Genomic DNA, 26,563 nt, shown 5'->3' with positions numbered 1-26,563 from the left:
TTTTATAATGAAAGGATTTGTATGAGTGATACTTTTGCAGCAGTTCATGTAGGATCATATGAACTTACAATGAAGATCTTCGAAATCTCAAGAAAAAACGGGCTGAAATGTCTCGATCATATCAGACACCGCATAGATCTTGGATCGGAGACTTATGCAACGGGGACTATTTCAAGCAGACATATGCTGGAGCTTACAAGAGTATTAAAAGAGTTCTCTGAGATCATGAAAAGCTACGGTGTTACAAACGTACAGGCTTATGGAACCAGTGCTCTTAGAGAGACTCACAATATCAACATAGTCTGCGCCCAGCTAGAGCAAAGGACCGGGATCAAGGTTGATATTCTGTCCAATTCAGAACAAAGATTCCTTGATTACAAATCAATAGCGCTTCAGTCCACCAAATTCACAGAACTTATTGAAGAACCCACTGCTATCATAGATATAGGTGGAGGTTCTATTCAGGTATCTCTTTTTGATAAGGATAAACTTGTAACAACTCAGAATATGAAGCTTGGTGTACTTCGCCTTCGCCAGACACTTGAGCACCTTGCGGAAGGTAAGGACAGGTACCCTGAACTTATTGCAGAACTGGTGGATTCACAGCTTCATGTTTTGTCCAAATTCTATCTAAATGACAGAACCTACAAGAATCTGGTTATAATAGACGATTACATGTCTCCTGTTTTTCAGAAGATATCATCACCTGGTTATGACAAGGGTTTTATCACAAGCTCTGACTTTGATAAGATGCTTGAAAGATTTTCAAGGATGTCCAATGACTATATTGCCAAAGAGTTAAGTATATCAACTGAATATGTAACACTTGCTTATATATCCGGAATCCTTGTTAAAAGGATAACTGTAGCCCTTATGTCACAGCTTCTCTGGGCACCCGGCGTCACTCTGTGTGATGGTATAGCATATGAATATGCAGAAAAGAAAAAGTATATAACACCAATTCATGACTTTGAAGCCGATATCATAGCCTGCGGAATGTCTATAGCCAAGCGCTACGGCGGAAGTAAATCAAGGGCAAGGACTCTTGAATCCATCGCACTTCCTATATTTGACAAGACCAAAAAACTTCATGGACTAGGGCATAGAGAAAGACTCCTTTTGGAATTGTCTACTATACTACATGATTGTGGCAAGTATATAAGCCTTATGAACATGGGCTTTTGCTGCTATAACATAATAATGTCAACGGAGATCATAGGCCTCTCCCACAGAGAGCGCTCTATAGTGGCCAATGTAGTAAGATTCAATCATGAAGATTTTTTATACTTTGATGATTCGCCTGACTGTTACAAGGGGCTTACCAGAAAAGATTATCTGACTATAGCCAAGCTCACAGCGATTCTAAGAGTTGCCAATGCCCTCGACAGAACACACAATCATAAGTTCAAGGACGTATCGGTTACTGTCAAAGACGATGAAGTACAGATCCTGTTGGATACGACTTCTGATATTACAATAGAAAAGGGTCTTATCAACAACAGAGCCTCTTTCTTTGAAGAGATATTCGGAGTAAAGCCTGTGATCAGACAGAAGAGACTATTTTAGTATAGTTCCTTAAGTTTGCTTTTTACGAGCTTGTAACTATCAGGTTCCAAAATACATATATATCTATAAGATTACTGATTATTTATTATTTATTTTTTAAATAATACTTCATTATCAAAAAGGAGACCGTCATATGGCATCTTCATCCAAAATAGATTTTGAAGACTCTAAATATTATATAAACAGGGAACTTTCATGGATCCAGTTCAACAAAAGGTGCTTGAATGAAGCAAGAGACAAGAATACACCATTATTCGAAAGATTAAAATTCCTGTCGATCACAGCTTCTAACCTTGATGAATTTTTCATGGTCAGAGTAGCATCTTTAAAGGATATGATCCACGCAGGCTATACCAAGCCTGATATAGCAGGCTTGTCTGCAACCAAACAGCTTGAACGGGTATCAGAAGCGCTTCATGAATTTGTAGACCTTCAGTATGATACTCTTAACAGGATGCTGACACCTTTACTTGAAGAAAACAAACTCTTTATCCTAAGAAGTCACACTGAGATGACAGACAAAGAGTGCGAGTATGCAGACAGGTATTTTAGAGAGTTCGTATATCCTGTTCTGACCCCAATGGCAGTTGACTCCTCAAGACCTTTTCCTCTTATAAGGAACAAGTCTCTTAACATAGGAGCTTTGATTAAAGCCAAGAAGCAGGAATACCGTCACATGGATGAAGGCAAGAACTCTGAAGGCAAAAAAGCTGCCAAGAAAGCATATGACTTTGCCCTTGTTCAGGTTCCGGATGTCCTTCCGCGAATCCTTGAACTTCCTATAGGCGATAAGGATGAGCACAGAGTTATTCTTCTTGAGCAGATCATCCTTAGAAATATGGATATGCTGTTTCTAAATTACAATATAGAATGTGCATATACTTTCAGAGTTGAGAGAAATGCCGACTTGTCCATAGATGAGGATGAGGCAGAAGATCTTCTTAAAGAGATAGAGAAACAGGTCAAGCAGCGCCAGTGGGGCGAAGCAATAAGACTTGAAGTTGACAAGAAGATCGACAAGCGCCTTATGGACCTTATAGTTGCAGAAATGCATGTAACAGAAAATGAGATCTATAATATAGACGGACCGCTCGATCTCACCTTCCTTATGAAGATATACAAGATACAGGGCTTTGATAAGTTCAAGGAACACAGCTACCGTGAACCTCAGCCTGTACCTGAGTTTAGAAGCGATGAGAATATATTTGCCTCCATCAGGAAAAAAGATATACTGATGCATCATCCATATCAGACCTTCGACCCGGTTGTAAGGTTTATATCAGATGCAGCGCAGGATCCTAAAGTCCTTGCCATCAAGCAGACACTTTACCGTGTCAGCGGCAATTCGCCTATTATCGCAGCCCTTGCCAAGGCAGCAGACAATGGCAAACAGGTAACAGTTCTGGTAGAACTTAAGGCCCGTTTTGATGAGGAAAATAACATCGTGTGGGCCAAGATGCTGGAGCAGGCAGGATGTCACGTTATCTACGGACTAGTGGGACTTAAGACTCACTGTAAGATAACACTTGTGGTCAGAAGAGAAGATGACGGCATAAGACGTTATGTTCATCTTGCAACAGGTAACTATAATGATTCGACAGCCCGTCAGTATACAGACGTAGGCATGTTCACCTGTAAGGATTCTTATGGTGAAGATGCAACAGCGGTATTTAATATGCTGTCAGGATATAGTGAACCTCTTGCCTGGAACCGTCTGTCGATAGCTCCTTTATGGCTCAAGGACCGTATACTTTACATGATCGAAAGAGAAACTGAAAATGCAAAAAAGGGAGAACCTGCAAGGATCATAGCCAAGATGAATTCCATCTGTCACAAGGATGTAATAGCAGCCCTTTATAAAGCCAGCAGCGCAGGTGTTAGAATAGACCTTATAGTAAGAGGAATATGTTGCCTTCGTACCGGAATCAAAGGCGTATCAGAGAATATTACAGTAAGATCCATAGTTGGCAATTATCTGGAGCATAGCCGCATCTTTTATTTTGAAAACGCCGGAAAGCCTGAATATTATTGCTCAAGTGCCGACTGGATGCCAAGAAACCTTGAAAGAAGAGTAGAGATACTCTTCCCGGTAGAAGATCCTGATCTTCAAAAGAAGATATGGCATATCCTTGATGTGGAGCTTCGTGATACACTAAAAGCCAGCATAATGAATGAAGACGGTGAATATGTTAAGATAGACAAGAGAGGCAAGGAAGCCCTTAATTCACAGCTTGTATTTGGTAAGGAAGCATATGAGTATGCAAGTCAGGCAATGGGGGATGTTCGAGATTCAAGAGTTTTTACACCCGAGAGAAGTCCTAAGCTTAGCTGACAGGAAAAAATAGAAAGAGATAGTTGATTTAATGGCAACAAAAATAGTTTTAGCATCAGGAAGCCCCAGAAGAAGGGAACTAATGCAGCAGGCAGGCCTTTCGTTTGAGGTAAAACCTGCTACAGGTGAAGAAATAATAACAAGTAATATACCCCAGGAGGTAGTCAAAGAACTTTCTTTTCAGAAGGCAGCAGAAATCTTTGCAAAAGAGACCGGCAGCAAGGTGAAGCGAGATGAAATCATATTTTTAAGTGATAAAATACTGCAAGAGCTTTCTGTAAATGGCAATTTTGACAAAAAATCATCCGATAAGTTTGGGAATTTTTCGGAAGGAGATATTCAAAGTCCTGTTGTAATAGGCGCTGATACCGTTGTATCATATAAGCAGAAGATACTTGGTAAACCCAAAGATAAAGATGATGCACGTAATATGATATCCGGTATTCAAGGCGATAAGCATGAAGTATATACCGGAGTCACAGTTTTGTGGAAGCAGGATGACAAAGTTCATTCTCTTGTCTTTGCAGAAGAAACGCTAGTTTTTGTATATCCTATGACGGATGAACAGATTGAAGGCTATATCTCAACAGATGAGCCTTATGATAAGGCCGGCGCTTATGGAATACAAGGTATGTTCGGAGTGTATGTAAAAGGTATACACGGAGATTACAATAATGTAGTCGGACTTCCGATCGCCAGACTTTATCAGGCACTTATGAATTACAATTTAGTGTAATGTTGTGCATAATCAGGGGCGATCTGATGCCCGAAAGGAGTAGACTATGCATGATTTTGATGATGACGTACTGGATTATTTTATTGAGAATCAGGGACAGCTTTTTCCTGAAGATGTAGCATCTTCCCGTGAAGAAGCAGAAGCTTTCCTTGAGGACTGCTGCGCTGTAGTAGTCGAGTCTGTTGATGAAGTTATCGAATACTTCGAAGACGCGGGTGTAGACTTTGATGCAGACAGTATCATGGAAGCTTCTGAGGTTTTCGATATAGGAGACGGTCGTTTTCTCATCGTAGAAGGATAAGTTTTCTTTTGAGGGAGATTATCCTATACCCGGATATGGTAAGATCTATAACCTGTCCGGCAGATTATGAAACAGATAAACCGCAGCGTGCTGATTGCTCCGCTGCGGTTTTTGCTTTAAGACTTATAACAATCAGATAGCCTTTTCAATAAAAGGAGCAAGGCCGTCATGATCATTGTCTGATTCTGTGATAACATCAGCATTATCCTTGACCATATCAGTAGCATTGAGCATAGCGATGCCTGTGCCTGCAGCTTTGATCATACTGATATCATTCTGTTCATCTCCTGCAGCAAAAGAGTTTTCAATAGGTATATCAAGATAGTCGCACAGACGAACTACTGCAGAACCCTTACCGGCTTCACTAGGGAAGATCTCAAGATAGTAGGGATTTGAATACATGACAGAAAGCTTATCTGGTGCTATCTTTAAGACTTCTTCTCTGAATCTCTCCATCTTTTCATGATCATGAAGCTCTATGGCAATGCACTTGGACGGACCATATTCGAGCTCTTTAGTAACATCGTCTGTAACAATGTAAGGAGTTTTTATAACTCTTCTATAATAGTCTATGCATTCGCCGTCATCCGGTGTCAGGATGTGATCATCATTGTAGGTATGGATGTGAATATTATGCTCTTTAGCCAGATCAAAACACTTTTTCACAAGATCCAAAGGAATCTGCGCTCTGTAAACCAGCTCTTTATTATCGCAGTCATAGATCTGCCCGCCATTGTAACCTACAAGGAATGTTCCCGGGAAAAAGAGCCCCAGTTCCTTTTGTACATCCATGGCAGAATCTATGGCACGTCCTGTACTTATGGCAAAGTGATTGCCGGCATCTGTAAAACGCTTTAGCGCCTCCATTGTTTTTGATGTGATCTCTTTTTTACTGTTTAATAATGTACCATCAAGGTCAAAGAAAAATATTTTTTTACTCATGGTTAACATAATGAACTTAAATGCGGATTTAGTCAATCTCTTTAAAAGAATCATGTGTTATACTGATAGACGTGTTAATTGGATTTGAACATGAAAAAACGGAAATAACGGAATTGGTTATAGAAAGATGAGGAAAATATAATTATGAGACCTGTAGATTTACATACACATTCAACTGCATCAGACGGAACCTATACTCCCACGCAGCTTATAGATTATGCTCATGAAAAAGGCCTTGCTGCTATAGCTCTTACTGATCATGATACTACTAAGGGTCTTGCAGAGGCTATGGAAGCGGGTAGGAGATATGACGATCTTGAAGTTATCCCCGGAATTGAGTTTAGTACTGATTATGAAGGAAAAGATATCCATATAGTCGGTCTGTACATGCATTATGATGACCCTGAGATCCAGAGAAGACTTCAGGAGTTTGTAGATTCTAGGGTATCCCGTAACAGGAAGATGTGCAGACTTTTGACTGAGCACGGCGTACCTATGGATTTTGATGATCTTCAGGCTGCGTTTCCTGATTCTGTTATTACAAGAGCTCATTATGCAGCATATATGCTTGAAAAGGGCTATATCAAATCAAGACAGGAAGCTTTTGACAGATATATAGGAGATAACTGCGAGTGTTTTGTTCCAAGAGAGAAGATCACTCCCGATATGGCTGTTAAGATGGTCCTTGATGCAGGCGGCGTTCCGATCCTCGCTCATCCAATCCTTTACGGAATGTCTGATGCAAGGCTTAGAAAACTTGTTGGAGAGCTGAAGGAAGCTGGACTTAAAGGTATAGAAGCGATCTATACTACTTATACAGCTTCTGATGAGCGCCAGATAATGGAGATTGCGAAGGATTATGACCTTCTTATAAGCGGAGGATCTGATTTTCATGGCGCCAACAAGCAGGATATAGACCTTGCAGTAGGATATGGCAAGCTCTTTGTACCTGAGACAGCACTTGAGAAGATCAAGGAATCTTTAAACTGACAAAACAGGCAAGTTGTTTACTATGCTTTACACAGTGCCCTTTTTTGTGTACAATACGAAATGGTGCAATTTTTTAATATTATTTTTATAGAACTATCAAAACGCATTATTGCTTCTTATAGTTCGTATATCATATCTATTAGATATCTATGAGGTAAATTATGATTCAGGCAAATGGAGTAACACTTAGAGTCGGCAAGAAGGCTCTTTTCGAAGATGTTAACATCAAGTTCACAGAGGGTAACTGCTACGGTATCATCGGAGCTAATGGTGCAGGTAAGTCAACCTTCCTTAAGATCCTTTCAGGCAAGATCGAGACCACTAACGGTGAGGTCTCTATGACACCCGGTCAGCGTCTTTCATTCCTTGAACAGGATCAGTTCAAGTATGATGACAATCAGGTTCTTAACACTGTAATTGGCGGTAATGCTCGTCTCCTTGAGGTAATGGAGGAGAAAGATGCCATCTACGCCAAGGAAGACTTCACAGATGAAGATGGTATCAAGGCTTCAGAGCTTGAAGCTGAGTTCGCAGAAATGGACGGATGGGAAGCAGAAGCTAATGCAGAATCCCTTCTTAATGGTCTTGGAATCGAGACTGAGCTTCATACTAAGCTTATGAAGGAACTTAATGGTGCACAGAAGGTTAAGGTTCTCCTTGCAAGAGCTCTTTTTGGTAATCCTGATATCCTTCTTTTGGATGAGCCTACCAACCACCTTGATCTGGATGCTATCGCTTGGCTTGAAGAGTTCCTTATAAACTTTGAGAACACAGTCATTGTTGTATCCCATGACCGTTACTTCCTTAATAAGGTCTGCACATATATCGCAGATATCGACTATGGCAAGATCCAGCTCTATGCAGGTAACTATGACTTCTGGTATGAGTCTTCACAGCTCATGATCCGCCAGATGAAGGAAGCTAACAAGAAGAAGGAAGAGCAGATCAAAGAGCTCAAGGAATTCATAGCAAGATTCTCTGCTAATGCGTCTAAGTCCAAGCAGGCTACATCAAGAAAGAGAGCCCTTGAGAAGATCGAGCTTGACGATATCAGACCTTCAAGCCGTAAGTATCCTTATATTGACTTTAGACCTAATCGTGAGATCGGTAACGAAGTTCTTACAGTTGAGCACCTTTCCAAGACTATCAACGGAGTTAAGGTTATCGACGATGTATCATTCGTAATACATCATGATGACAAGGTTGCATTTGTAGGCGGAACAGAGCTTGCCAAGACAACTCTCTTCCAGATCCTTATGGGCGAGATCGAACCTGATGAAGGTACATATAAGTGGGGCGTAACAACATCCCAGGCTTATTTCCCTAAGGACAATACCAAGGAATTCGACAACGATTATACAATCGCTGACTGGCTTACACAGTATTCTGAGATCAAGGATGCTACATACGTAAGAGGATATCTTGGACGTATGCTCTTTGCAGGTGAAGACGGTGTCAAGAAGGTTAAGGTTCTCTCCGGTGGTGAGAAGGTTAGATGCCTTCTTTCCAAGATGATGATCTCCGGTGCTAATGTCCTTCTTTTTGATGAGCCTACTAACCACCTTGATATGGAGTCCATCACAGCACTTAACGAAGGTATGATCAAGTTCAAGGGCGTTGAGCTCTTCGCTTGCCGTGACCACCAGGTTGTACAGACTACAGCCAACAGAATCATGGAATTCCTTCCTGATGGATCACTTATCGATAAGGTTACAACTTACGATGAATATCTTGAAAGCGATGAGATGGCTCGTAAGAGAACTGTATATCAGACAACTGAAGAAGACGAGCAGGACGACTGATATCTACAAGACCGGTGCTTCTTGGCACTGGTCTTTTTGTAAAAAAGGAGAGTTTAAAATGTACTATGTACCGGATGGAACTAAAGTTGCAGGCTTTTATGAATGTAGTGAGTGTGCCAGCAGATTTTTATCAGTTAAGGTAGGACCTAGTCTTGTATGCCCATATTGTGGTAAGGAACCTGATATGGAGATAGGCCCTGATGAGAAGATGCCGGAAGCAGTTGAGACAGCAAAGCTCTTAGAGGTTATTTCTGGAGAAGAGGAAGTTGAGCGCATGGATACACTTTTGTCTCTGGCTGTTACAGGCGGAGATTATAGCTGGATCTGATACACATATTATTAGAATTGATATAAGCTGACATTTTATGTATTTATAACATTGGTATAGATATACGCCGTCCCTATTGTATTTGGTTATAGGGGCGGCGTATTTTACGTGAATATTGACGCGTCAGATTAGTAATATTAGTCATGCCCAACAGTTTAGTTTTATGTGATATTATATAAATAAGGTTTATAGCTTCATTTCATATTTTCATTTTCTAAATTATAGAAATATCTAATAATCTAACAGGGGGAGTCTTTTATGAAACTCAAGCTAAACTATGGGAGAACTATACTTATTGGATTTGCCTTCATGTCTATCTGCATCTTCTGGCAGTTCTATGACAACGAAATTCCCAGGATCTTAAAATATACATTTGGCCTTGGAGAGGGTATTACGGGCTTTATCATGGCTCTTGATAATGTATTTGCACTTTTCCTTCTTCCACTTTTTGGAACACTTTCAGACCGTACTAATACCAAGATTGGTAAAAGGATGCCTTTTATCCTTATAGGAACAGTTGCATCAACCATTCTTTTCCAGATCCTTATTAACTTTGCAAATGTTCCGGGAAGAATTGCTATATTTATAATAATACTTTTGCTTCTATTAGTATCAATGGGAATCTACAGATCACCGGCTGTAGCTATGATGCCTGATCTTACACCGCCTCCGCTTCGCTCACGCGCCAATGCCATAATCAATCTCATGGGTACAGTGGGAGCTGTATATACACTTGCCATGATATCACTTCTGCTTAAAGATGCTGATGATCAGTCAAGGACTAACTATACACCCCTTGCACTTGCAATAAGTATAGCCATGGTAGTGTGCGTTGTTATACTATTTATAACAATCCATGAAAATAGTATACGAGATAAGGTTACCAAAGAAGTCACAGCTGCCGGCCTTTCTATGGATGATGCTGATGATGAAGCATCCAAAAAGGCTGCAAGTGCCGATGAAGAGTCTGCAGGTAGCGCTGCTATGCCTGCTGCAGTAAAGAGAAGTCTTATTTTTCTTCTGATATCAGTTCTTTTGTGGTTTACTGCTTATAATGCTGTGACAACAGCTTTTTCCAGATATGTAGAAGAAGTCTGGGGGCTTAAGAATGGGGCATATGCCAATTGTCTCATGATAGCTACTATTGCAGCTGTTATATCATATCTTCCTATAGGATGGATATCATCCAAGATAGGGCGCAAGAAGACTATACTTATGGGCGTTGCACTTATGAGTATATGCTATCTTGCTGGAGCTTTTGCTACGGGATATTCAAATGCTATAGTTTTTATGTTCGTAATAATAGGATTTGGATGGGCTTCTATCAATGTAAACTCATATCCTATGGTAGTTCAGATGTCCAGCGCATCAGATATAGGCAAGTACACCGGATATTACTATACATTCAGCATGGCTGCGCAGGTATTTACACCTATTGCTTCCGGTATTCTCCTTGAACAGGTCTCATACAGAACACTTTTTCCGTATGCGTTCATATTTTCGACACTGGCTTTTGTTACAATGCTTATGGTAAGACATGGCGATTCTGAAAGACAGGCCTAAGTTACCAAGGCATTATAAGTTATGATCATGAAGGCTTATCTGGCGATGCCTATATGATAGAAATAGACAAGAAATAGGGCTTTTTTGATCTAAAGGTTTGGGTTTGTACAAGACTTTTTTCAAACCCAAACCTTTTTATGATGAAAATTCACAAAAACTTAGCAAAAATTGAGTATTGTTTTTGAAACAAACTCTTGCTATAAAAACAGCTATGTATTAAAATATCATGGTGGTGTTTGTGAGTTTTTTCACAAATTCTGAAGAGGTTGGTAAATTGTAATATGGGTTCTAAGAAAATACTGCTGACATTAGCATCTATACCGGCTGCCTTGGGGGGACTTTATCTGGCTGCTGTTATGCCGAGAATAATCAAAAAACCTTCAAAAAAGCCTTTCGTTGGCAAGTTATATGCTCATCGAGGACTTCATGATAACAATTCCAATGCGCCGGAGAACTCAATGGCCGCTTTTAAAAAGGCTGTAGAAGCCGGATATGGCATTGAGTGTGATGTTCAGCTCACAAGAGATGGTATACCGGTGATCTTCCATGATTTTACTCTGGCCAGGGTAGCAAGATATGATAAGGGATTTGAATCACATTATCCAATACATAATCTTGATGGCAGTCTTGGCGTAAGAGGTAAGGTCGGTGACTATTCTTACGAAGAATTACAGCATTTTCACCTGCTTGATTCTGATGAGAAGATTCCTAAATTTGAGGATTTTCTTAAGATGGTCGATGGGAAGGTTCCGCTTATCATTGAGCTCAAGATAGAAGCCTTTGATACAGGCGTATGTCCTGTAGCGGACGGTCTTCTTAGAAGTTATAAGGGAGATTACTGTATAGAATCCTTCAACCCGCTTGGTCTTATCTGGTACAGGAAGCATCATCCGGAGGTTATGAGAGGACAGCTTGCAGAAGAGTTCCTTAAGGATGAGAAGGATGAGTTTCACTCTAAGATATGGAAGGTGCCTTCGAATCTTCTTCTTAACTTCATAACAAGACCTGATTTTGTGGCTTATAATTACAAACACGAAAGAAACATGTCAAGGCGTATTGTTCACAGGCTCTATCGCAATACGGCAGCTGCCTGGACTATCAAGGATCAGGAAGCTTTGGACAAGGCCAGAGGCAAGTTTGATATATTTATATTTGACAGCTTTATCCCCGACATGAAAGAGAAGGCGGAGAATATGAAAGAAAAAGCTGATCAGTTTATTGAAGAGGGCACGCGTGAATACACGCAGCTTTAATTATTCTTGATAATGTCTGTATGATTAAGGTTCTGTTCAGGAACTAAATGAGATAAAAGAGAATTTAAGTTCGTATTTTGTTTCGTCCATTCGTTTCTGGACAGGGTCTTAAATTATGCAGATGATTATAAAAAATGTATAGGGAAATTGCAGTTTTACAAAAAGCTGCAAAGAAAGGGAAGAAAATGGCTAATAAGTGGGTTTATACCTTCAAAGAAGGTAACATGTCCATGCGCAATCTCCTTGGTGGAAAGGGCGCTAACCTTGCTGAAATGACTGAGATCGGACTTCCGGTTCCACAGGGTTTCACAATCACAACTGAGGCTTGTACTCAGTACTACGAGGATGGTCGTAAGATCAACGACGAAATCATGGCACAGGCAATGGAAGGTGTTGCTTGGATGGAAAAAGAGAACGGAAAGAAGTTCGGAGACCTTGAGAATCCTCTTCTTGTTTCTGTTCGTTCAGGTGCTCGTGCATCTATGCCTGGTATGATGGATACAATCCTCAACCTTGGTCTTAATGACGAAGTTGTTGCAGCAATGATCAAGGGCAATCCTGATCCTGCATTCGAGCGTTTCGTATATGACTCTTACAGACGTTTCATCCAGATGTTCTCTGACGTAGTTATGGAAGTTGGTAAGAAGTATTTTGAGCAGCTCATCGACAAGATGAAAGAAGAGAAGGGCGTTAAGTATGACGTAGACCTTACAGCTGCTGATCTTAAAGAACTTGCTGAGCAGTTCAAGGCAGAGTACAAGAACCAGCTCGGTACAGATTTCCCTTCAGATCCTGTTGAGCAGTTAAAGCTTGCTATCGAGGCTGTATTCCGTTCATGGGATAACCCTCGTGCTAACGTATATCGTCGTGACAACGACATCCCTTATTCATGGGGAACAGCTGTTAACGTAATGCCTATGGTATTCGGTAACCTTAACAACCAGTCCGGTACAGGTGTTGCATTCACACGTGATCCTGCTACAGGTGAGAACAAGCTTATGGGTGAGTTCCTCATCAATGCACAGGGTGAAGACGTTGTTGCAGGTGTTCGTACTCCTATGCCAATCGCACAGATGGAGAAAGAGTTCCCTGAAGCATACGCTGACTTCCTTAAGGTTTGTGAGACTCTTGAGAATCACTACCACGACATGCAGGACATGGAGTTCACAGTAGAGAACAAGAAGCTCTACATGCTTCAGTGCCGTAATGGTAAGAGAACAGCTCAGGCTGCTCTTAAGATCGCTTGCGACCTCGTTGATGAGGGACACAAGACAGAGGCAGAGGCTGTTGCTATGATCGAGCCTCGTAACCTTGATACACTCCTTCACCCTCAGTTTGATGCTGCTGCTCTTAAGGCTGCAACACCACTTGGAAAGGGTCTTGGCGCTTCACCTGGAGCTGCTGCTGGTAAGGTTGTATTCACAGCTGACGATGCAGAAGCTTGGGCTGCAAGAGGCGAGAAGGTAGTTCTTGTACGTCTTGAGACATCTCCTGAAGATATCACAGGTATGAAGGCTGCTCAGGGTATCCTCACAGTTCGTGGTGGTATGACATCTCACGCAGCAGTTGTTGCTCGTGGTATGGGTGAGTGCTGCGTATCCGGTTGCGGCGACATCAACATGGACGAAGAGAACAAGAAGTTCACACTTGGTGGCGTAGAGTTCCACGAAGGTGATACAATCTCTATCGATGGTACAACAGGTAACATCTACCAGGGTATTATCCCTACAGTTGATGCTACTATCGCTGGTGAGTTCGGCCGTATCATGGCTTGGGCTGACAAGTATAGAAAGCTTAAGGTTAGAACAAACGCTGATACACCTGCTGACGCTAAGAAGGCTAGAGAGCTTGGTGCAGAAGGTATCGGTCTTTGCCGTACAGAGCACATGTTCTTCGAAGCTGACAGAATCGCAGCTTTCCGTGAGATGATCTGCTCAGATACAGTAGAAGAGAGAGAAGCTGCTCTTGAGAAGATCCTTCCTTACCAGCAGAACGACTTCGAAGGACTCTTCGAGGCACTTGAAGGTAACCCGGTTACTATCAGATTCCTTGATCCTCCGCTTCACGAGTTCGTTCCTACAGAAGAAGCTGATATCAAGAAGCTTGCTGATGCTAAGAACAAGAGCGTAGAAGAGATCAAAGCTATGATCAATTCTCTTCACGAGTTCAACCCTATGATGGGTCACAGAGGATGCCGTCTTGCAGTTACATATCCTGAAATTGCTAAGATGCAGACAAAGGCTGTTATCCGTGCAGCTCTCAACGTACAGAAGAAGCATGCTGACTGGAAAGTTGTTCCTGAAATCATGATTCCTCTTGTATGTGATGTTAAAGAGCTTAAGTTCGTTAAGCAGGTAGTTGTTGAGACAGCTGATGCTGAGATCAAGGCTGCTGGTGCTGACCTTAAGTACGAAGTTGGTACTATGATCGAGATCCCAAGAGCTGCTCTTACAGCTGATGAGATCGCTAAGGAAGCTGATTTCTTCTGCTTCGGTACTAACGACCTTACACAGATGACATATGGTTTCTCTCGTGATGATGCTGGTAAGTTCCTTAACGCTTACTATGATACAAAGATCTTCGAGAACGATCCATTTGCTAAGCTTGACCAGACAGGTGTTGGTAAGCTCATGGAGACAGCTATCAAGCTTGGTAAGCCTGTTAATCCTAACCTTCACGTTGGTATCTGTGGTGAGCACGGTGGAGATCCTTCATCAGTTGAGTTCTGCCACAAGATCGGTCTTAACTATGTATCTTGCTCACCTTTCCGTGTGCCGATCGCAAGACTTGCAGCAGCACAGGCAGCTATCGCTGAGCAGAACTAATCTAAAAAGTTGTTGTTTTATCTGCGCTTATGGTGGAGATAAAACAGTTGGTAGGGAGCCCGAAAGGGCTCCCTATTGTATTAGTTGAGAGAGTTAGTGGTGACTTCTATGTTTTCGCACCAAAAGACAATAAAACAAACAGACGCCCATTGCTACCGAGTAGTGGGATTCACGTCATTCCTTTATCGTTAGGTCTTAGCAGGTAGAGGAATGGCGTATTTTAATATTTGGAGGTTCTTTATATGAAGTGGATTTATCTATTGATTGCCGGAGCGTTGGAAATCACATGGGCTGTGGCAATGAAAATGTCTAACGGATTTACGGTACTAGTTCCATCGATTGTTACCGGAGTGGGCTACATAGCAAGTGCAGTGTTTTTAGCAATTGCACTTAGACAGTTGCCTTTAGGTACTGCCTATGCTATGTGGACTGGAATGGGAATACTTGGAACGACGCTGCTTGGTGTATTTCTTTTTCATGAAAAGCTATCGGTTCCACAGGTAATATGTGTTATTCTTATTGTAGTTGGAATTGCAGGACTTAAGATTCTTGCAAAAGAATGAGGATAAAAGGGAGCAACATGGCAGAAGAGATTTTTGACATCGTAGATGAAAATGGGCAGCCTACGGGCGAGACAGTGACCAGATCAAAGGCGCACGCTGAAGGCATCAGGCATAGAACAGCTCACATATGGGTGGTTCGTAAAAATGGTGATAAGACAGAGGTTCTTTTACAGAAGCGAGCTATGAATAAGGATTCTTTTCCAGGCAGATATGATACTTCATCAGCTGGGCATATTCAGGCTGGTGATGAACCATTAGAATCTGCTATTAGAGAATTGTCGGAGGAGCTTGGTATTCAGGCAAGTCCAGATGATTTGCATTTCGCAGGAACATTTCCAATTCAGTATGAAAAGGAATTCCATGGCAAGCCTTTTAAGGATAATGAAATCGCATTCGTCTATGTCTATGACGAGGAGGTAGGAATTGATAACCTTACCATCCAAAAGGAAGAGCTGGACAGTGTAGAGTGGTTCGACCTAGAGGAAGTATATCAGGCATGCCAGCCACCAAGGGATGAGAAGTTCTGTGTTCCTATGGGCGGACTGGAGATAGTTTGTAAATACGTTAAAGCAGATGAAAGAGAAATGTAGACTACAGTTTGAAATGTTGCCACATTTCAGGTGATAGCAACTGGAATGTGGCGCTTTTGGCGTGGTGAGAATAATACTACGAATTGTTAACTATAGTGCTAGCAGTGCCCGGATGCACGGAGGATCAGATAGCTCATACCCTTCGCTTTATGCTTAAAAAGGGAGGTCTTGCATTAAAGGATGACGTATACTCATTGAATGCAAGCATGGATGATCAGCTCCGTGAATATATAAGCGATCTGGTATCCTATGGACTAACGCAATATGAGATCACTTATAAGAATTCGGAGAAGTTCTTGCTATGGCATAGCTATCGTATGGATCAGGTTCAGCTCAAGATGCTCAAGGATCCTGACCACAATCAGAAGGGTACATATTTCTACGGAGATGAGGCTATTGTGTTTGCTTCTCTTAAGAAAGAAGCTTCAATAGAAGAGCGACTTGCATACAAGGATAAGTTCCTGGCACCGGATATGTTTCAATGGGAATGCGAGAACAACATATCTAGTAGGGATCTGCAGGCACTTAGGCTATGTAAGTATGTGCACCTGTTTATACGTAAGACCAAGGATGAGCATGGGATTACGCAGCCCTTTATATACGCTGGTGAGGGTCAGTTCTCCAATGAGAGGAAGCAGGAGAAGCTTGACTCTAAGACCGGGAAAAATAATGTGACGTATCTGTATGATATACCGATGAAGACTGAGCTGCCGGATTATTTGAGGTATGATTTTGGGATCGCGCAGTAGTCTAACAGGAGCTATAGGAACCTCACAAAACAGCATTGTATGAATTGAATTGTCGCTTGCTTGAAGCATGTTAAATCGAGGGATTGGAGGGGAAAACATGTTAGAAATATTAAAAGCGAGGTTTCAGGATAATAAGAATCTTCATATGGGACTGAGTTGGCTTGACGTGGAGAAACGTTTGCTTGAGCATCCGGGCTCCATGGACGTTTTGAGAAGGATGGAGGAGAGCGGCGGAGAACCGGATACCATCGGCTATGACGAAAAGACGGGAAAGCTAATTTTCTGCGACTGCGCAAAGGAGTCTCCTTCTGGGCGCAGAAGCCTGTGCTATGACGAAAAGGCATTACAGGGGCGTACTAAAAACCCGCCGTCAGGCAGCGCCGAATGGAAAGCAAAAGAAATCGGCGTTTTGATCATGACGGAGGAACTCTATCGCCGACTGCAAAGTCTCGGGGAATTTGATTTGAAAACGTCAAGTTGGATCACTACGCCGGATGATATTCGCGACAAGGGCGGTGCATTGTTCTGCGAACGACGTTACGGAAGGGTTTTCACATTCCATAACGGGGCGGATTCGTACTATTCCGTGCGCGGGTTCAGAGGTTATACGCTTATATAATTAGACATAGGCCAGTACACTGGGGTCACCCAGATTGTACTGGTCTATTTTTAAATATAATAGTTGACAATAGCAACAATTGTAATTATCATTTATAATCAAAAGGAGGTTTGACTATGGATAAAGTAAAAGTGTTTCGAGAATATACCAGAGAACTGGAGCGTAATCTTGATAATATGAATACTACGGATTGTTGTAAGTGCCTTGTTACCACTTCTCAGTGCTTTCTTGTAGTTGAGATTGGACGTAGTCCCGGCATCTGTGTAAAAGAATTGGCAAAAGTACTTAAACTTGATAAAAGTGCAGTAAGTAGATCTGTAGAAGAACTTGTGCAAAAAGGTTTTGTCACTAGAGAACCTTCTAAAACAGATCGTAGATGTGTTGTTCTTACTCTGACCAAAGAGGGAGAAGCTCGTTTCAATAAGATTGAGAATGATATGTATGATAAGTTTAAAGAAGTGTTCTCAAGAATTCCAAAAGATAAGCAAGACCAGGTTCTTGAAGCATTAAGAATATATAACGAAGCATGCGATAAAGTGGAGGACAAATGTTGTGATTAGACCAATGATTGATAATGACTGGGAAAGAGTATCAGAGATTTACAAGCAGGGGATGGAAGGCGGTACAGCAACTTTTAATACAGAGTGTCCTAGTTTCGAGGAATGGGATAAGGGACATATTAAGGATTGCAGATTTGTATATGAAGAAGATGGTAAGGTAATCGGCTGGGTTGCAATCAGTCCCACATCAAGCAGATGCGTTTATAAGGGCTGCGTTGAAATGAGCATCTACGTTGATCAAGAATACCGAGGACATGGCGTTGGAACTGCACTTGTAAATGAGTTAATTAAAAGGTCAGAAAAGGCAGGATTTTGGAGTATATATTCAGCAATAATCTCTATTAACAAGGCAAGTATCGCATTACATAAGAAGTGTGGTTTTAGAGAAATCGGATATAGAGAAAGAATTGCGAAGGACAGATTTGGAGAATGGCAGAATACAACCTTGATGGAGTATAGAGCTTCATAAGGTGAAGAAAGTGGTAGGTGTTGAAAGTGATAGGCGATTTTTTCATGAAACAGATACTTGGAATGAAGTGGCTAAATGAACTGATAGGTGATTTCCTTTCGTTAATAGGAGCTGATTTAGAATCAAGACTGGGAGGCGGAATACAGTTCTTTTTATATGATGTAATAAAGATAACAATTCTCTTGTGTGTTCTTATCTACTTGATTTCTTATATTCAAAGCTATTTCCCACCGGAAAGAAGTAAGAAGATCTTAGGGCATTTTCATGGTATTTGGGCAAACTGTATTGCAGCACTTTTGGGAACCGTGACACCTTTTTGCTCGTGCTCCTCAATTCCGCTGTTCATTGGATTTACCAGTGCTGGACTCCCTCTTGGTGTGACTTTTTCGTTTCTGATATCTTCGCCTATGGTAGATGTTGGAAGTCTGATTCTTCTTATGAGCATCTTTGGTACAAAGGTGGCGATTATCTATGTTATGCTGGGACTTGTGGTCGCAGTAATTGGAGGGACTTTAATAGAGAAGCTTCACATGGAAGATCAGGTAGAAGAGTTTATTCGAAAGGCATCTGCTGTAGACATTGATTCACCATCCCTTACACAGAAGGAACGCCTTATCTATGCAAAGGATCAGGTGCTTGAGACTTTAAAAAAAGTTTTTCCATATATTGTCATAGGTGTAGGAATTGGAGCTGTAATACATAACTGGATACCACAAAGCTTTGTCGAAGGAATACTTGGAAGAAAGAATTCATTTGGTGTGATGCTGGCTACCATAGTTGGTATTCCGCTGTATGCTGATACTTTCGGAACTATATCTATTGCTGAGGCATTACTATATAAGGGGGCTCAGCTTGGAACTGTGCTTGCATTTATGTTAGGTGTGACTACGCTTTCTCTTCCGTCACTAATCATGCTAAAGAAAGCGATCAAAACAAAGCTTCTGGTTGTTTTCATTACCATATGTGTAGTTGGAATTGTAATAGTAGGATATCTGTTTAATCTAATGCAAGGAATGATTTTGTAGGAGGAAAAGAAAATGGTTTTATTTAGTTTTGGTAAGAAAAAAGAAGAGGAGAAAAAGACTTCATGTTGCTGCGCATGCAATTGTACTACGGAAAACATGCAGGCTGCGGAAGAAGAAAAAAGTCTAAAAGGAGTAAAGATCCTTGGCGGAGGCTGTGCAAAGTGTAATGAGCTAGAAGCAGCAGTTATTGAGGCACTAACGGAACTTGGTATGGATACGATCATCGAACATGTAAAAGAGTATGAAAAAATAGCCGCCTATGGAGTTATGACAACACCTGCATTGGTTGTAGATGGTAAGGTTGTATCTTATGGTAAAGTACTTAAGAAACACGAAGTCGTAAAGATTTTGAAAGACGTTAGAGGATTGTGAAATAAGGCTTTTAATCTTATTATTATTTGGCTTGTATTTATTGTTTTATTGATAGTATTTATGATTGAACCTATAGTTGCAATTAGAAGGTTTCATAGAGACAAATGCAAGATAAAAAGATAAATTCAAGAATTTATAGAGGTGAAGATTTGAAAAATGAAATAGTATTATTTACAGATGGTGAAAAGAATATTGAAGTTCAAGTAAGTCCAGATAAGGAAACAGTGTGGCTTACACAGAAGCAAATGGAAGAATTGTTTGATGTAAAGCATGCAACAATAAGTGAACATATTAACAATATTCTTTCTTCTGGAGAGCTTGATGAGACTTCTGTCGGTTTTTCCGACAAAAGTTCTGGAGGTAGAAAACCGAAGATTTATAATTTGGACATGATTCTATCTGTTGGATACAGAGTTAATTCAAAGAGAGGTATTGCATTTAGGCGTTGGGCAAATAATGTTCTTAAGCAATATATCATGAAAGGCTATGCAATCAATGAAAAGAGACTTGCAGCCTTGAATAAGACGGTTGAGATTCAATCAAAGATTATTGCGAATACGCTAGAGATTGAAGAAGCAGAGGTTCTTCGAGCGGTAAAACTTTATACAGACGCGCTGGTTCTCTTGGATCAGTATGATCATCAGTCACTGAGTAAACCAGAAGGCAATAAGCCTGTTTATCGAATCACATATGAAGATTGTAGAAATATGATTAATCATATGGAGGACAGTTTTAGCTCAGATGTATTTGGTGTTGAAAAAGAAACTGGAAAAGTAGAGGGAATTCTTGCAGCAGTATATCAAGATGTATTTGGCGGTGAGGTATATCCATCATTAGAAGAAAAGGCTGCAAATCTTTTGTACTTTATGATAAAGGATCATCCATTTGCTGATGGTTGTAAAAGAATAGCTGCATCTCTTTTTCTAGAGTTTTTAGACAAAAACGATGCATTAATTCGGGATGGGCAAAAAGTCATTAGCGATGGAGCTCTCGTTGCTATTACACTTATGATTGCAGAATCAAATCCAGAAGAAAAAGATATCATGACAACATTGGTCATGAATTTATTGAAGATGTAGGCAAATTCGCAGTTTGTAAGGGAGAAGCCAAGATGGGTGACATAATTATTAAAGAAGCACAGCCAGGAGATGCGGAGAAGATTTTGAATTATATGAAAAGAATTGGTGGGGAGACTGATAATTTGACATATGGCGCTGAAGGAGTAAGTATTCCGATTGAGAAAGAGGCTGAATTTCTTGGGATAGTAGCAAATGATCCACACAGTGTTTTTTACTGTGCATGGAAAGATACTGAGTTAGTTGGAACTGCTAATTTAAGTGGGCTGCCTAGAAGAATGTCACATAGAGCAGAGATGGGAATTTCTGTTCTTAAGGATGAATGGAATAATGGAGTAGGCGCAATGTTAATGAGCCACCTTGTTGAATATGCGAATGATAATGGAATAGAGATTATCAATTTGGAAGTTCGTAGTGATAATGCAGCTGCTATTCATTTATATGAGAAATATGGATTCAATAAGACTGGTACGATACCAGCGTTCTTTAAAATTGATAGCGAGTATGTCGATTTTGATGTTATGAGTTTGGATTTGAGATAAACAACTTCAAGTTTATAGAATAGTGAATAGGAGAGAATATGAAGATAGAGCACATTGCAATGTATGTAAAAGATATAGAGGCTGCCAAAGAGTTCTTTGTAAAATATCTTGGCGGTACGTCTAATGATGGATATCATAATAATACTACTGATTTTCAATCGTATTTTATAAGCTTTGATGATGGAGCAAGACTTGAACTTATGACCAGGCCGGAATTGGCGGACTTGGAGAAGCCGCTAAATCGTACGGGTTATATCCATATAGCTTTTTCTGTTGGAAGTAAAGAGGCTGTTGATACTCTTACTGATAGATTAAAAGAGGACGGCTTTGAAGTGGTAAGTGGCCCAAGGACAACAGGTGATGGCTATTATGAAAGCTGCATTGCCATAATCGAAGGCAATCAGATTGAGATTACTGAATAATTCAACCTTCCCACTTGGACGGCTGAATCAATAAAAAGGACAATGTAATAATGAACTATGATAATAAAAAAATATATACAGCATTCCTGATACCGTCACTTGTACAGGCTCTGATAGTTGCGATCATTGCTGTAATTCTTAATGCTGTTGACGTTTTGATCGGCTATACATCTCCAATAGGACTACTTCTCATAGCAGTAGGAGGCATTTCAACAGCCTTTTTTGGCGCCCGATTCCAATACAAATACAATAATAAAACTATTAAAGATATAGTAACGGATTTTTTTAAAATCAAACAGCCGGTAAAGTTTTATATACTTATAGTATTATTTCTTATAATTGATTTTGCCGCAGTGATAACAGGAGAGGGCTTTGTGATCGAAAGTCCTGCCATGCCTTTACTTATATTCCTTAAGGCAATACTTTTTGGCGGGATAGAAGAAATCGGATGGAGATATACTTTCCAGCCTGAGATGGAAAAAAGGTTTCCATATGTAGCTTCTACCATCATAACCTTTATTGCCTGGAGCCTATGGCATATCTTATATTTTTGCATTGATGGAAGCATATATTTTTATTCTGCTTCAGATATAGTATTTTTCCTGATAGGGCTTCTTACTAACTGTTTTATATTATCAGTTATATATATAAAGTCCGGCAGCCTGTGGCTATGCGTGATGACTCATGCTCTTATTAATACCGGAGCACAGATGTCGCCTTATGTTCTGCCTATCTGTAGTATTCTAAGCAGCATGTATTGTATCATTCTTGCCTGTGTGATCATTACAGAATCTGATTTTAAGGTTGATACCAAGAAATTTAATGCAAATGAAACAGCGAACTTTTTTATAAAATATTGGAACAGGTTAAAGATAAAGTATTTTCTTACATTAGCTTTTGCTATAATTGAATTTATAGTGCTGATACTACTTAGTTTTGTAGGATTGTTTCTTTATATTCCGGGAATCATACTACTTGGAAATGATCAGAATTTTCACTTTATGCTTATATGCGTTTATTATATTATTTTTCAAGCTGTGGTTTTATATATTTACAGGGCAACAAAGTTCTTTCTGAATATATCAAGGGTTCTCTCAGAAGATTGTGATCCTTACAGATATTGCGAAATGTATGAACAGCTGGAAGATAATCGAAGATTCCTTCGAGGAAAGACCGGAAAGCATTTCTTTCTGTCAAATTATTATGTAGCTTCCTGCATATATATTACAGAGTATAGCAAAGCACTTGATAAGCTTGAAGTATTGCGAGATAAGAATAAGAGAAAAAAAATCAGGTTAGCAGCATTTGAGTATTATGAAGGCGCGATAGCAATTGGCGAAAATGATATAGACAAGGCAAAGAAGTGTCTTGAGAAGATAAATGATCTGGTTAAAGATATAAATAAGGGCAAAGGAAATAAGAATTCACGTGATATAGTTATAGGGCTTACCGGTCTTATTGCATTAAAAGAAGAAGATTATGAAAAGGCCGAAGCACTTTTTAGTCAAAGGCTTATAGGTCGCAAAGACAGAATCTCTAAGATGAGCCTATACTATGATCTGGGCTTAGCCAAAAAAGGCCTTGGTAAAGAAGACGAGGCAAGAAAGTGTTTTGAAGGAGCTGCAATGTATGCAGGTGATGCCAGGTTCGAACTGGCTGATAAGGTACGAGAAGCGTACAAGGCATATGATTTTATGACGATGTAGATAAATTCATAGCCAAGTAATTTGATTTAATATGAACGAGTCAGTACGCTAGCTCTGCCAATGTAAATATAAGATATTCGTCACGTGAGGTGAGAAATGGTTAAACAAGTAGTAAAAGATCCATTATTTCTACAACAAAAATCTGAGCCTGCAACTAAGGCAGATGCTCAGGTTGTTACGGATCTTATAGATACATTAAAAGCTAATATGGATAGATGCGTTGGCATGGCTGCTAACATGATAGGTGTAAAGAAACAGATCATCGTAGTAGCTGCAGGCCCTTTTATCTTTCCGATGATCAATCCTGTGATCACGTCAAGAAGTGGCAAATATGAGACATCTGAAAGTTGCCTGTCTTTGGATGGAGTTCGTCCCTGTGTTAGATATAAGGAAATCGAAGTTGATTATCTGGATCAGGATTTTAAGCCGCAGCACGGCGTATACAAGGACTTCACAGCGCAGATCATTCAGCACGAGATCCAGCACTTTAGCGGAAATCTTATCTGACGAACATTTCCATAATATGATCAGGGAGAAGCGAAAAAGTTAAAAGAGAATAGACTTTTTAATAAGAAGAAAGCAAATAGACAGAACATATATAACAAAGGAATTTTATTATGGGAGAAAAGGTTGTTATAGACTGTCTTTAAAGATTGGGGGAAACTATGTTTGCAATTGAATTAATAGGATTTGCTATAATCGTTAATTTTGTAGTATCACTATTGTGTTTTATAAGAGAAGAGCGAAGTGCCAAAGAAGAAAAAAGAGATAGAAAAGCAAGGTTTTTGATCTGGCTTATTATTAGCAGCACTTTACTTCTTACAGCGATATCGATGGTCGTCTTACTTATGCTTCTTACCATAGCTATAATGAGGAACATGTGATATGAGTAATAAGACATTTATAAAGATCTTGTTATTAATATCTGTAGCAGGACTTCTTCTTACGATAGCTCACGCTGTGTATATCTATTATGCATATACTAATTCATCGATCATTTATTTTATATCAAAGGAGATATGGTTTTGAAGAAGGTTATCATTATACTCACAGCCATGTTTTTCCTTCTGATCAATCTGTTTATGTATATGACGATCACAAGGCGACTTGGTAATAACTATAGTGATGCTACCAAGAACAAAATGGTAGATGTGGGCAGTTTTCTTCCCTTTGAAGAGGAGTCGAACCTTGCAAGAACAGGATCTTCATTTTATTTAAAAGAAGATGATGATCTTCCCGTTCTGGACGGGGCAGCAGCGCTTGTTCCTGTATATGCTTCAGTTATTGATAATATCTATCCTGAGGGATGCGTGACTTATGAAGGCGGCGAGTTTTCTGATGACAACAAGTATGGAGAGAACTTCGCAAGTGGCAGTGCTATGCAGTTCCAGAACACTATCAGGGGATATAATGCCATGTTAGAAGGCTCTGTTGATCTCTTCTTTACAGCTTATCCATCAAGAGAGCAGCTTGAGAATGCCAGTGATATGGGCGCAGAGCTTGAGATAGTGCCAATAGGTCTTGAAGCATTTGTGTTTTTTGTAAGTAAAGATAACCCAACTGAGAATCTTACAATAGACCAGATAAGAGAAATATACAGAGGCACCATTAGGAACTGGGATGAAGTCGGCGGACCTGACCGCCTTATCAATCCGCTTCTTAGGATCGAAGGATCAGGAAGCCAGACCATGATGGAGTCATTCATGGAAGGTGACATGATACATAGCCGAGATCCTCTTTCGATATTTGGAGGGGCAATCGGCTATTCATTCAGGTATTATCTGTCAGGCATGGTAGCCAATGATAACGTTAAGATGCTGTCTATAAATGGTATATATCCAAGTGCTGAGAGCATCAGAAATGGATCTTACCCTATATCTGCAAATTTCTATGTGATATATAGAAAAGATAATACCAATGAAAATGTCATAAAGCTAGTAAACTGGCTGCTCTCTGATGAGGGTCAGACAATGATAGAAGCATGCGGTTATGTGGGGCTATAGTTTAAAGATCGGATATATCTAATATTTATACCATTCGAGGCAGATCCTTGAAATCATTGTACAGCTCAAGACCCAATCCGGATAAGGCCTTATCCTTAAGACTTACCAGATAGACCGTCCTTTTGGGAATAGGCTTTGTATTTACGATTCTAATAGTTCCTTTTTTGATATCATCTTTGGCATAGGCGTAAGGCAAAACACCTATGCCAAATTTTCTTTTGGTGAAATTAAGAACCTGAGTCATATTTTCAAGGATATAAGTTGGCTGAAACAGTAGCCCGTTCTCTTGGAAAAAAGTATCAATGTTTTCCCTGAAATTACTGATCTGTGATACAGATATTGTCGGGTAGCTTAGCAGATCTTTGAGGTCATATTCTCTATCAAAATCAATATCCATCTTACTGGAAGCTATAAATATATCCTGTATCCGGAAGCATCGTCGCATCTTGAGATCCTGAAATCTAGCTGCCAGAGAATCAGAGATTATCATAAGTGCAAAGTCGATCTTGCCATCTCTTAAAAATGAGACCATTTCAGGAGTTGTGTTACCTGATATGGACAGATGTACGTCAGGATGGCGGTTCTTGAACTTCTCAAGGCAGTCAAAAAAGCCGTAGCGAAGGCTTGTCTCTGTAATGCCTACGGAGATATTATTTTGCACTATAGATTCAAAGTTTTGGATCTCAATCTCGGCTTTTTGAAATTCGTTAAAAGCAGTCTTGACCCTGGCAAAAAGAAGCTCGCCTGAAGGCGTTAGAACAATCCGTGACCCGCTTCTTACAAACAAAGTAGTGCCAAGCTCTTCTTCCAGCTTCTTGATAGTCTGACTAACTGCAGATTGTGATATATACAAAGCCTTCGCCGCATCAGAAAAAGACGAATAAGTCGCAACATAAAAAAACGCCTTATAATAATCCAAGTTTGAAATCATAGTCCACTCCTCATAGGGTGTAGTGTTGGGCGACTTCCCACTTGGACGGCGGCGTATCAGCGAAGACATTTTTTGATGCAGAGGTACGTGGAGCTCAGACGGGCAGTATATAATTCATTGCCGCGCTGTTAATCGTTTTATAAATTCATGGCATGATATCTGTAGCATTTTATTCTGGGGTCCAAACTCGCTTAGCTCAGACATGTGGACCCCGGGCAGAATAAAATACTCCATCTATCACGCTCATGAATTTTATAAAACGATTAAAAAGCGTGGCAATGAATTATATACTGCCCGT

General features: G+C 40.2%; 28 protein-coding genes. 26 read left to right on the top strand and 2 right to left on the bottom strand.

Annotation, left to right across the window (positions count from 1 at the left end; translation table 11 throughout):
* Positions 1-21: 21 nt before the first annotated feature.
* The 4 genes from I7804_RS13275 to I7804_RS13260 all read left to right on the top strand — a co-directional run bounded on the left by I7804_RS13275 (position 22) and on the right by I7804_RS13260 (position 4,935).
* Complete coding sequence (locus I7804_RS13275) at positions 22-1,566, top strand: exopolyphosphatase (protein ID WP_248403840.1); 1,545 nt, start codon at positions 22-24, stop codon at positions 1,564-1,566.
* 133 nt (positions 1,567-1,699) lie between these two features.
* Positions 1,700-3,898 (top strand): RNA degradosome polyphosphate kinase, encoded by a 2,199-nt coding sequence (locus tag I7804_RS13270; RefSeq protein WP_248403839.1) that lies wholly within the window; start codon positions 1,700-1,702, stop codon positions 3,896-3,898.
* Positions 3,899-3,929: 31 nt separating this feature from the next.
* Complete coding sequence (locus tag I7804_RS13265; protein ID WP_022753953.1) at positions 3,930-4,634, top strand: Maf family protein; 705 nt, start codon at positions 3,930-3,932, stop codon at positions 4,632-4,634.
* Positions 4,635-4,680: 46 nt separating this feature from the next.
* The gene (locus I7804_RS13260; protein ID WP_022753954.1) at positions 4,681-4,935 is read left to right on the top strand and encodes a hypothetical protein; all 255 of its coding nucleotides are present in this window, start codon (positions 4,681-4,683) and stop codon (positions 4,933-4,935) included.
* Positions 4,936-5,067: 132 nt separating this feature from the next.
* Here I7804_RS13260 and I7804_RS13255 read toward each other — a convergent pair whose 3' ends face one another.
* Positions 5,068-5,877 (bottom strand): Cof-type HAD-IIB family hydrolase, encoded by an 810-nt coding sequence (locus tag I7804_RS13255; RefSeq protein ID WP_248403838.1) that lies wholly within the window; start codon positions 5,875-5,877, stop codon positions 5,068-5,070.
* A 144-nt stretch (positions 5,878-6,021) separates the two neighbouring features.
* Here I7804_RS13255 and I7804_RS13250 point away from each other — a divergent pair, with 144 nt between their 5' ends.
* The 22 genes from I7804_RS13250 to I7804_RS13145 all read left to right on the top strand — a co-directional run bounded on the left by I7804_RS13250 (position 6,022) and on the right by I7804_RS13145 (position 25,334).
* Positions 6,022-6,867: a PHP domain-containing protein gene (locus I7804_RS13250; protein WP_027217967.1), complete on the top strand. Its 846-nt coding sequence runs from the start codon at positions 6,022-6,024 to the stop codon at positions 6,865-6,867.
* 161 nt (positions 6,868-7,028) lie between these two features.
* On the top strand, positions 7,029-8,669 hold the full coding sequence (locus I7804_RS13245; protein WP_022753957.1) for an ABC-F family ATP-binding cassette domain-containing protein: 1,641 nt from the start codon (positions 7,029-7,031) through the stop codon (positions 8,667-8,669).
* A gap of 58 nt (positions 8,670-8,727) precedes the next feature.
* Positions 8,728-8,997, top strand: coding sequence for a hypothetical protein (locus I7804_RS13240; RefSeq protein WP_027204822.1), 270 nt, complete (start codon positions 8,728-8,730; stop codon positions 8,995-8,997).
* Positions 8,998-9,255: 258 nt separating this feature from the next.
* Positions 9,256-10,560, top strand: a complete 1,305-nt coding sequence (locus tag I7804_RS13235) for an MFS transporter (RefSeq protein WP_248403837.1) — start codon at positions 9,256-9,258, stop codon at positions 10,558-10,560.
* Positions 10,561-10,841: 281 nt separating this feature from the next.
* Positions 10,842-11,813 (top strand): glycerophosphodiester phosphodiesterase family protein, encoded by a 972-nt coding sequence (locus I7804_RS13230; RefSeq protein WP_080655375.1) that lies wholly within the window; start codon positions 10,842-10,844, stop codon positions 11,811-11,813.
* Positions 11,814-11,998: 185 nt separating this feature from the next.
* Positions 11,999-14,638: a pyruvate, phosphate dikinase gene (gene ppdK, locus I7804_RS13225; RefSeq protein ID WP_248403836.1), complete on the top strand. Its 2,640-nt coding sequence runs from the start codon at positions 11,999-12,001 to the stop codon at positions 14,636-14,638.
* Between the two features lie 242 nt (positions 14,639-14,880).
* Complete coding sequence (locus tag I7804_RS13220; protein ID WP_027204819.1) at positions 14,881-15,201, top strand: DMT family transporter; 321 nt, start codon at positions 14,881-14,883, stop codon at positions 15,199-15,201.
* A 17-nt stretch (positions 15,202-15,218) separates the two neighbouring features.
* Positions 15,219-15,791, top strand: a complete 573-nt coding sequence (locus I7804_RS13215) for an NUDIX hydrolase (protein ID WP_248403835.1) — start codon at positions 15,219-15,221, stop codon at positions 15,789-15,791.
* 149 nt (positions 15,792-15,940) lie between these two features.
* Positions 15,941-16,540, top strand: coding sequence for a DUF3427 domain-containing protein (locus tag I7804_RS13210; protein WP_248403834.1), 600 nt, complete (start codon positions 15,941-15,943; stop codon positions 16,538-16,540).
* Positions 16,541-16,637: 97 nt separating this feature from the next.
* The gene (locus I7804_RS13205) at positions 16,638-17,159 is read left to right on the top strand and encodes a DUF4256 domain-containing protein (protein ID WP_248403833.1); all 522 of its coding nucleotides are present in this window, start codon (positions 16,638-16,640) and stop codon (positions 17,157-17,159) included.
* A gap of 116 nt (positions 17,160-17,275) precedes the next feature.
* A complete protein-coding gene (locus I7804_RS13200; RefSeq protein ID WP_248403832.1) occupies positions 17,276-17,719 on the top strand; it encodes a MarR family winged helix-turn-helix transcriptional regulator in 444 nt (147 codons plus the stop codon).
* Entirely contained in the window at positions 17,712-18,188 is a 477-nt protein-coding gene (locus I7804_RS13195; protein WP_330361705.1) for a GNAT family N-acetyltransferase, read from the top strand. Before I7804_RS13200 ends, I7804_RS13195 begins: the two co-directional genes overlap by 8 nt.
* A gap of 44 nt (positions 18,189-18,232) precedes the next feature.
* Positions 18,233-19,213: a permease gene (locus I7804_RS13190; protein WP_248403831.1), complete on the top strand. Its 981-nt coding sequence runs from the start codon at positions 18,233-18,235 to the stop codon at positions 19,211-19,213.
* A 12-nt stretch (positions 19,214-19,225) separates the two neighbouring features.
* On the top strand, positions 19,226-19,585 hold the full coding sequence (locus tag I7804_RS13185; protein ID WP_248403830.1) for a thioredoxin family protein: 360 nt from the start codon (positions 19,226-19,228) through the stop codon (positions 19,583-19,585).
* Positions 19,586-19,689: 104 nt separating this feature from the next.
* Entirely contained in the window at positions 19,690-20,664 is a 975-nt protein-coding gene (gene rhuM / locus I7804_RS13180) for a RhuM family protein (protein ID WP_331477810.1), read from the top strand.
* A gap of 32 nt (positions 20,665-20,696) precedes the next feature.
* On the top strand, positions 20,697-21,203 hold the full coding sequence (locus tag I7804_RS13175; protein ID WP_092043782.1) for a GNAT family N-acetyltransferase: 507 nt from the start codon (positions 20,697-20,699) through the stop codon (positions 21,201-21,203).
* Positions 21,204-21,241: 38 nt separating this feature from the next.
* Positions 21,242-21,625 carry a VOC family protein gene (locus I7804_RS13170; RefSeq protein WP_248403829.1) on the top strand — a complete coding sequence of 128 codons (384 nt, stop codon included), beginning with the start codon at positions 21,242-21,244 and terminating at the stop codon, positions 21,623-21,625.
* A gap of 50 nt (positions 21,626-21,675) precedes the next feature.
* Positions 21,676-23,331, top strand: coding sequence for a type II CAAX prenyl endopeptidase Rce1 family protein (locus I7804_RS13165; RefSeq protein WP_248403828.1), 1,656 nt, complete (start codon positions 21,676-21,678; stop codon positions 23,329-23,331).
* 96 nt (positions 23,332-23,427) lie between these two features.
* Entirely contained in the window at positions 23,428-23,838 is a 411-nt protein-coding gene (locus I7804_RS13160) for a peptide deformylase (RefSeq protein WP_110073272.1), read from the top strand.
* Positions 23,839-23,996: 158 nt separating this feature from the next.
* Positions 23,997-24,215, top strand: coding sequence for a hypothetical protein (locus I7804_RS13155; RefSeq protein WP_110073273.1), 219 nt, complete (start codon positions 23,997-23,999; stop codon positions 24,213-24,215).
* Between the two features lies 1 nt (position 24,216).
* A complete protein-coding gene (locus I7804_RS13150; RefSeq protein WP_192575367.1) occupies positions 24,217-24,360 on the top strand; it encodes a hypothetical protein in 144 nt (47 codons plus the stop codon).
* Positions 24,357-25,334 (top strand): PstS family phosphate ABC transporter substrate-binding protein, encoded by a 978-nt coding sequence (locus tag I7804_RS13145; protein ID WP_248403827.1) that lies wholly within the window; start codon positions 24,357-24,359, stop codon positions 25,332-25,334. Before I7804_RS13150 ends, I7804_RS13145 begins: the two co-directional genes overlap by 4 nt.
* Positions 25,335-25,359: 25 nt before the next feature.
* Here I7804_RS13145 and I7804_RS13140 read toward each other — a convergent pair whose 3' ends face one another.
* Entirely contained in the window at positions 25,360-26,265 is a 906-nt protein-coding gene (locus I7804_RS13140) for a LysR family transcriptional regulator (protein WP_248403826.1), read from the bottom strand.
* Positions 26,266-26,563 lie beyond the last annotated feature (298 nt).

It is taken from the genome of Butyrivibrio fibrisolvens (assembly GCF_023206215.1).
In the GTDB taxonomy this organism is placed as follows: Bacteria; Bacillota; Clostridia; order Lachnospirales; family Lachnospiraceae; genus Butyrivibrio; species Butyrivibrio fibrisolvens_C.
The sequence above is the reverse complement of the archived record's forward strand: the minus strand, read 5'-3'. Positions and strand labels throughout refer to the sequence as shown.

Excerpts from the sequence above, each read along its gene's own strand:
- I7804_RS13275 (WP_248403840.1), top strand. The coding sequence starts at position 22 with ATGAGTGATACTTTTGCAGCAGTTCATGTAGGATCATATGAACTTACA.
- I7804_RS13270 (WP_248403839.1), top strand. The coding sequence starts at position 1,700 with ATGGCATCTTCATCCAAAATAGATTTTGAAGACTCTAAATATTATATA.
- I7804_RS13265 (WP_022753953.1), top strand. The coding sequence starts at position 3,930 with ATGGCAACAAAAATAGTTTTAGCATCAGGAAGCCCCAGAAGAAGGGAA.
- I7804_RS13260 (WP_022753954.1), top strand. The coding sequence starts at position 4,681 with ATGCATGATTTTGATGATGACGTACTGGATTATTTTATTGAGAATCAG.
- I7804_RS13255 (WP_248403838.1), bottom strand. The coding sequence starts at position 5,877 with ATGAGTAAAAAAATATTTTTCTTTGACCTTGATGGTACATTATTAAAC.
- I7804_RS13250 (WP_027217967.1), top strand. The coding sequence starts at position 6,022 with ATGAGACCTGTAGATTTACATACACATTCAACTGCATCAGACGGAACC.
- I7804_RS13245 (WP_022753957.1), top strand. The coding sequence starts at position 7,029 with ATGATTCAGGCAAATGGAGTAACACTTAGAGTCGGCAAGAAGGCTCTT.
- I7804_RS13240 (WP_027204822.1), top strand. The coding sequence starts at position 8,728 with ATGTACTATGTACCGGATGGAACTAAAGTTGCAGGCTTTTATGAATGT.
- I7804_RS13235 (WP_248403837.1), top strand. The coding sequence starts at position 9,256 with ATGAAACTCAAGCTAAACTATGGGAGAACTATACTTATTGGATTTGCC.
- I7804_RS13230 (WP_080655375.1), top strand. The coding sequence starts at position 10,842 with ATGGGTTCTAAGAAAATACTGCTGACATTAGCATCTATACCGGCTGCC.
- ppdK (WP_248403836.1), top strand. The coding sequence starts at position 11,999 with ATGGCTAATAAGTGGGTTTATACCTTCAAAGAAGGTAACATGTCCATG.
- I7804_RS13220 (WP_027204819.1), top strand. The coding sequence starts at position 14,881 with ATGAAGTGGATTTATCTATTGATTGCCGGAGCGTTGGAAATCACATGG.
- I7804_RS13215 (WP_248403835.1), top strand. The coding sequence starts at position 15,219 with ATGGCAGAAGAGATTTTTGACATCGTAGATGAAAATGGGCAGCCTACG.
- I7804_RS13210 (WP_248403834.1), top strand. The coding sequence starts at position 15,941 with ATGCTTAAAAAGGGAGGTCTTGCATTAAAGGATGACGTATACTCATTG.
- I7804_RS13205 (WP_248403833.1), top strand. The coding sequence starts at position 16,638 with ATGTTAGAAATATTAAAAGCGAGGTTTCAGGATAATAAGAATCTTCAT.
- I7804_RS13200 (WP_248403832.1), top strand. The coding sequence starts at position 17,276 with ATGGATAAAGTAAAAGTGTTTCGAGAATATACCAGAGAACTGGAGCGT.
- I7804_RS13190 (WP_248403831.1), top strand. The coding sequence starts at position 18,233 with ATGAAACAGATACTTGGAATGAAGTGGCTAAATGAACTGATAGGTGAT.
- I7804_RS13185 (WP_248403830.1), top strand. The coding sequence starts at position 19,226 with ATGGTTTTATTTAGTTTTGGTAAGAAAAAAGAAGAGGAGAAAAAGACT.
- rhuM (WP_331477810.1), top strand. The coding sequence starts at position 19,690 with ATGCAAGATAAAAAGATAAATTCAAGAATTTATAGAGGTGAAGATTTG.
- I7804_RS13175 (WP_092043782.1), top strand. The coding sequence starts at position 20,697 with ATGGGTGACATAATTATTAAAGAAGCACAGCCAGGAGATGCGGAGAAG.
- I7804_RS13170 (WP_248403829.1), top strand. The coding sequence starts at position 21,242 with ATGAAGATAGAGCACATTGCAATGTATGTAAAAGATATAGAGGCTGCC.
- I7804_RS13165 (WP_248403828.1), top strand. The coding sequence starts at position 21,676 with ATGAACTATGATAATAAAAAAATATATACAGCATTCCTGATACCGTCA.
- I7804_RS13160 (WP_110073272.1), top strand. The coding sequence starts at position 23,428 with ATGGTTAAACAAGTAGTAAAAGATCCATTATTTCTACAACAAAAATCT.
- I7804_RS13155 (WP_110073273.1), top strand. The coding sequence starts at position 23,997 with ATGTTTGCAATTGAATTAATAGGATTTGCTATAATCGTTAATTTTGTA.
- I7804_RS13150 (WP_192575367.1), top strand. The coding sequence starts at position 24,217 with ATGAGTAATAAGACATTTATAAAGATCTTGTTATTAATATCTGTAGCA.
- I7804_RS13140 (WP_248403826.1), bottom strand. The coding sequence starts at position 26,265 with ATGATTTCAAACTTGGATTATTATAAGGCGTTTTTTTATGTTGCGACT.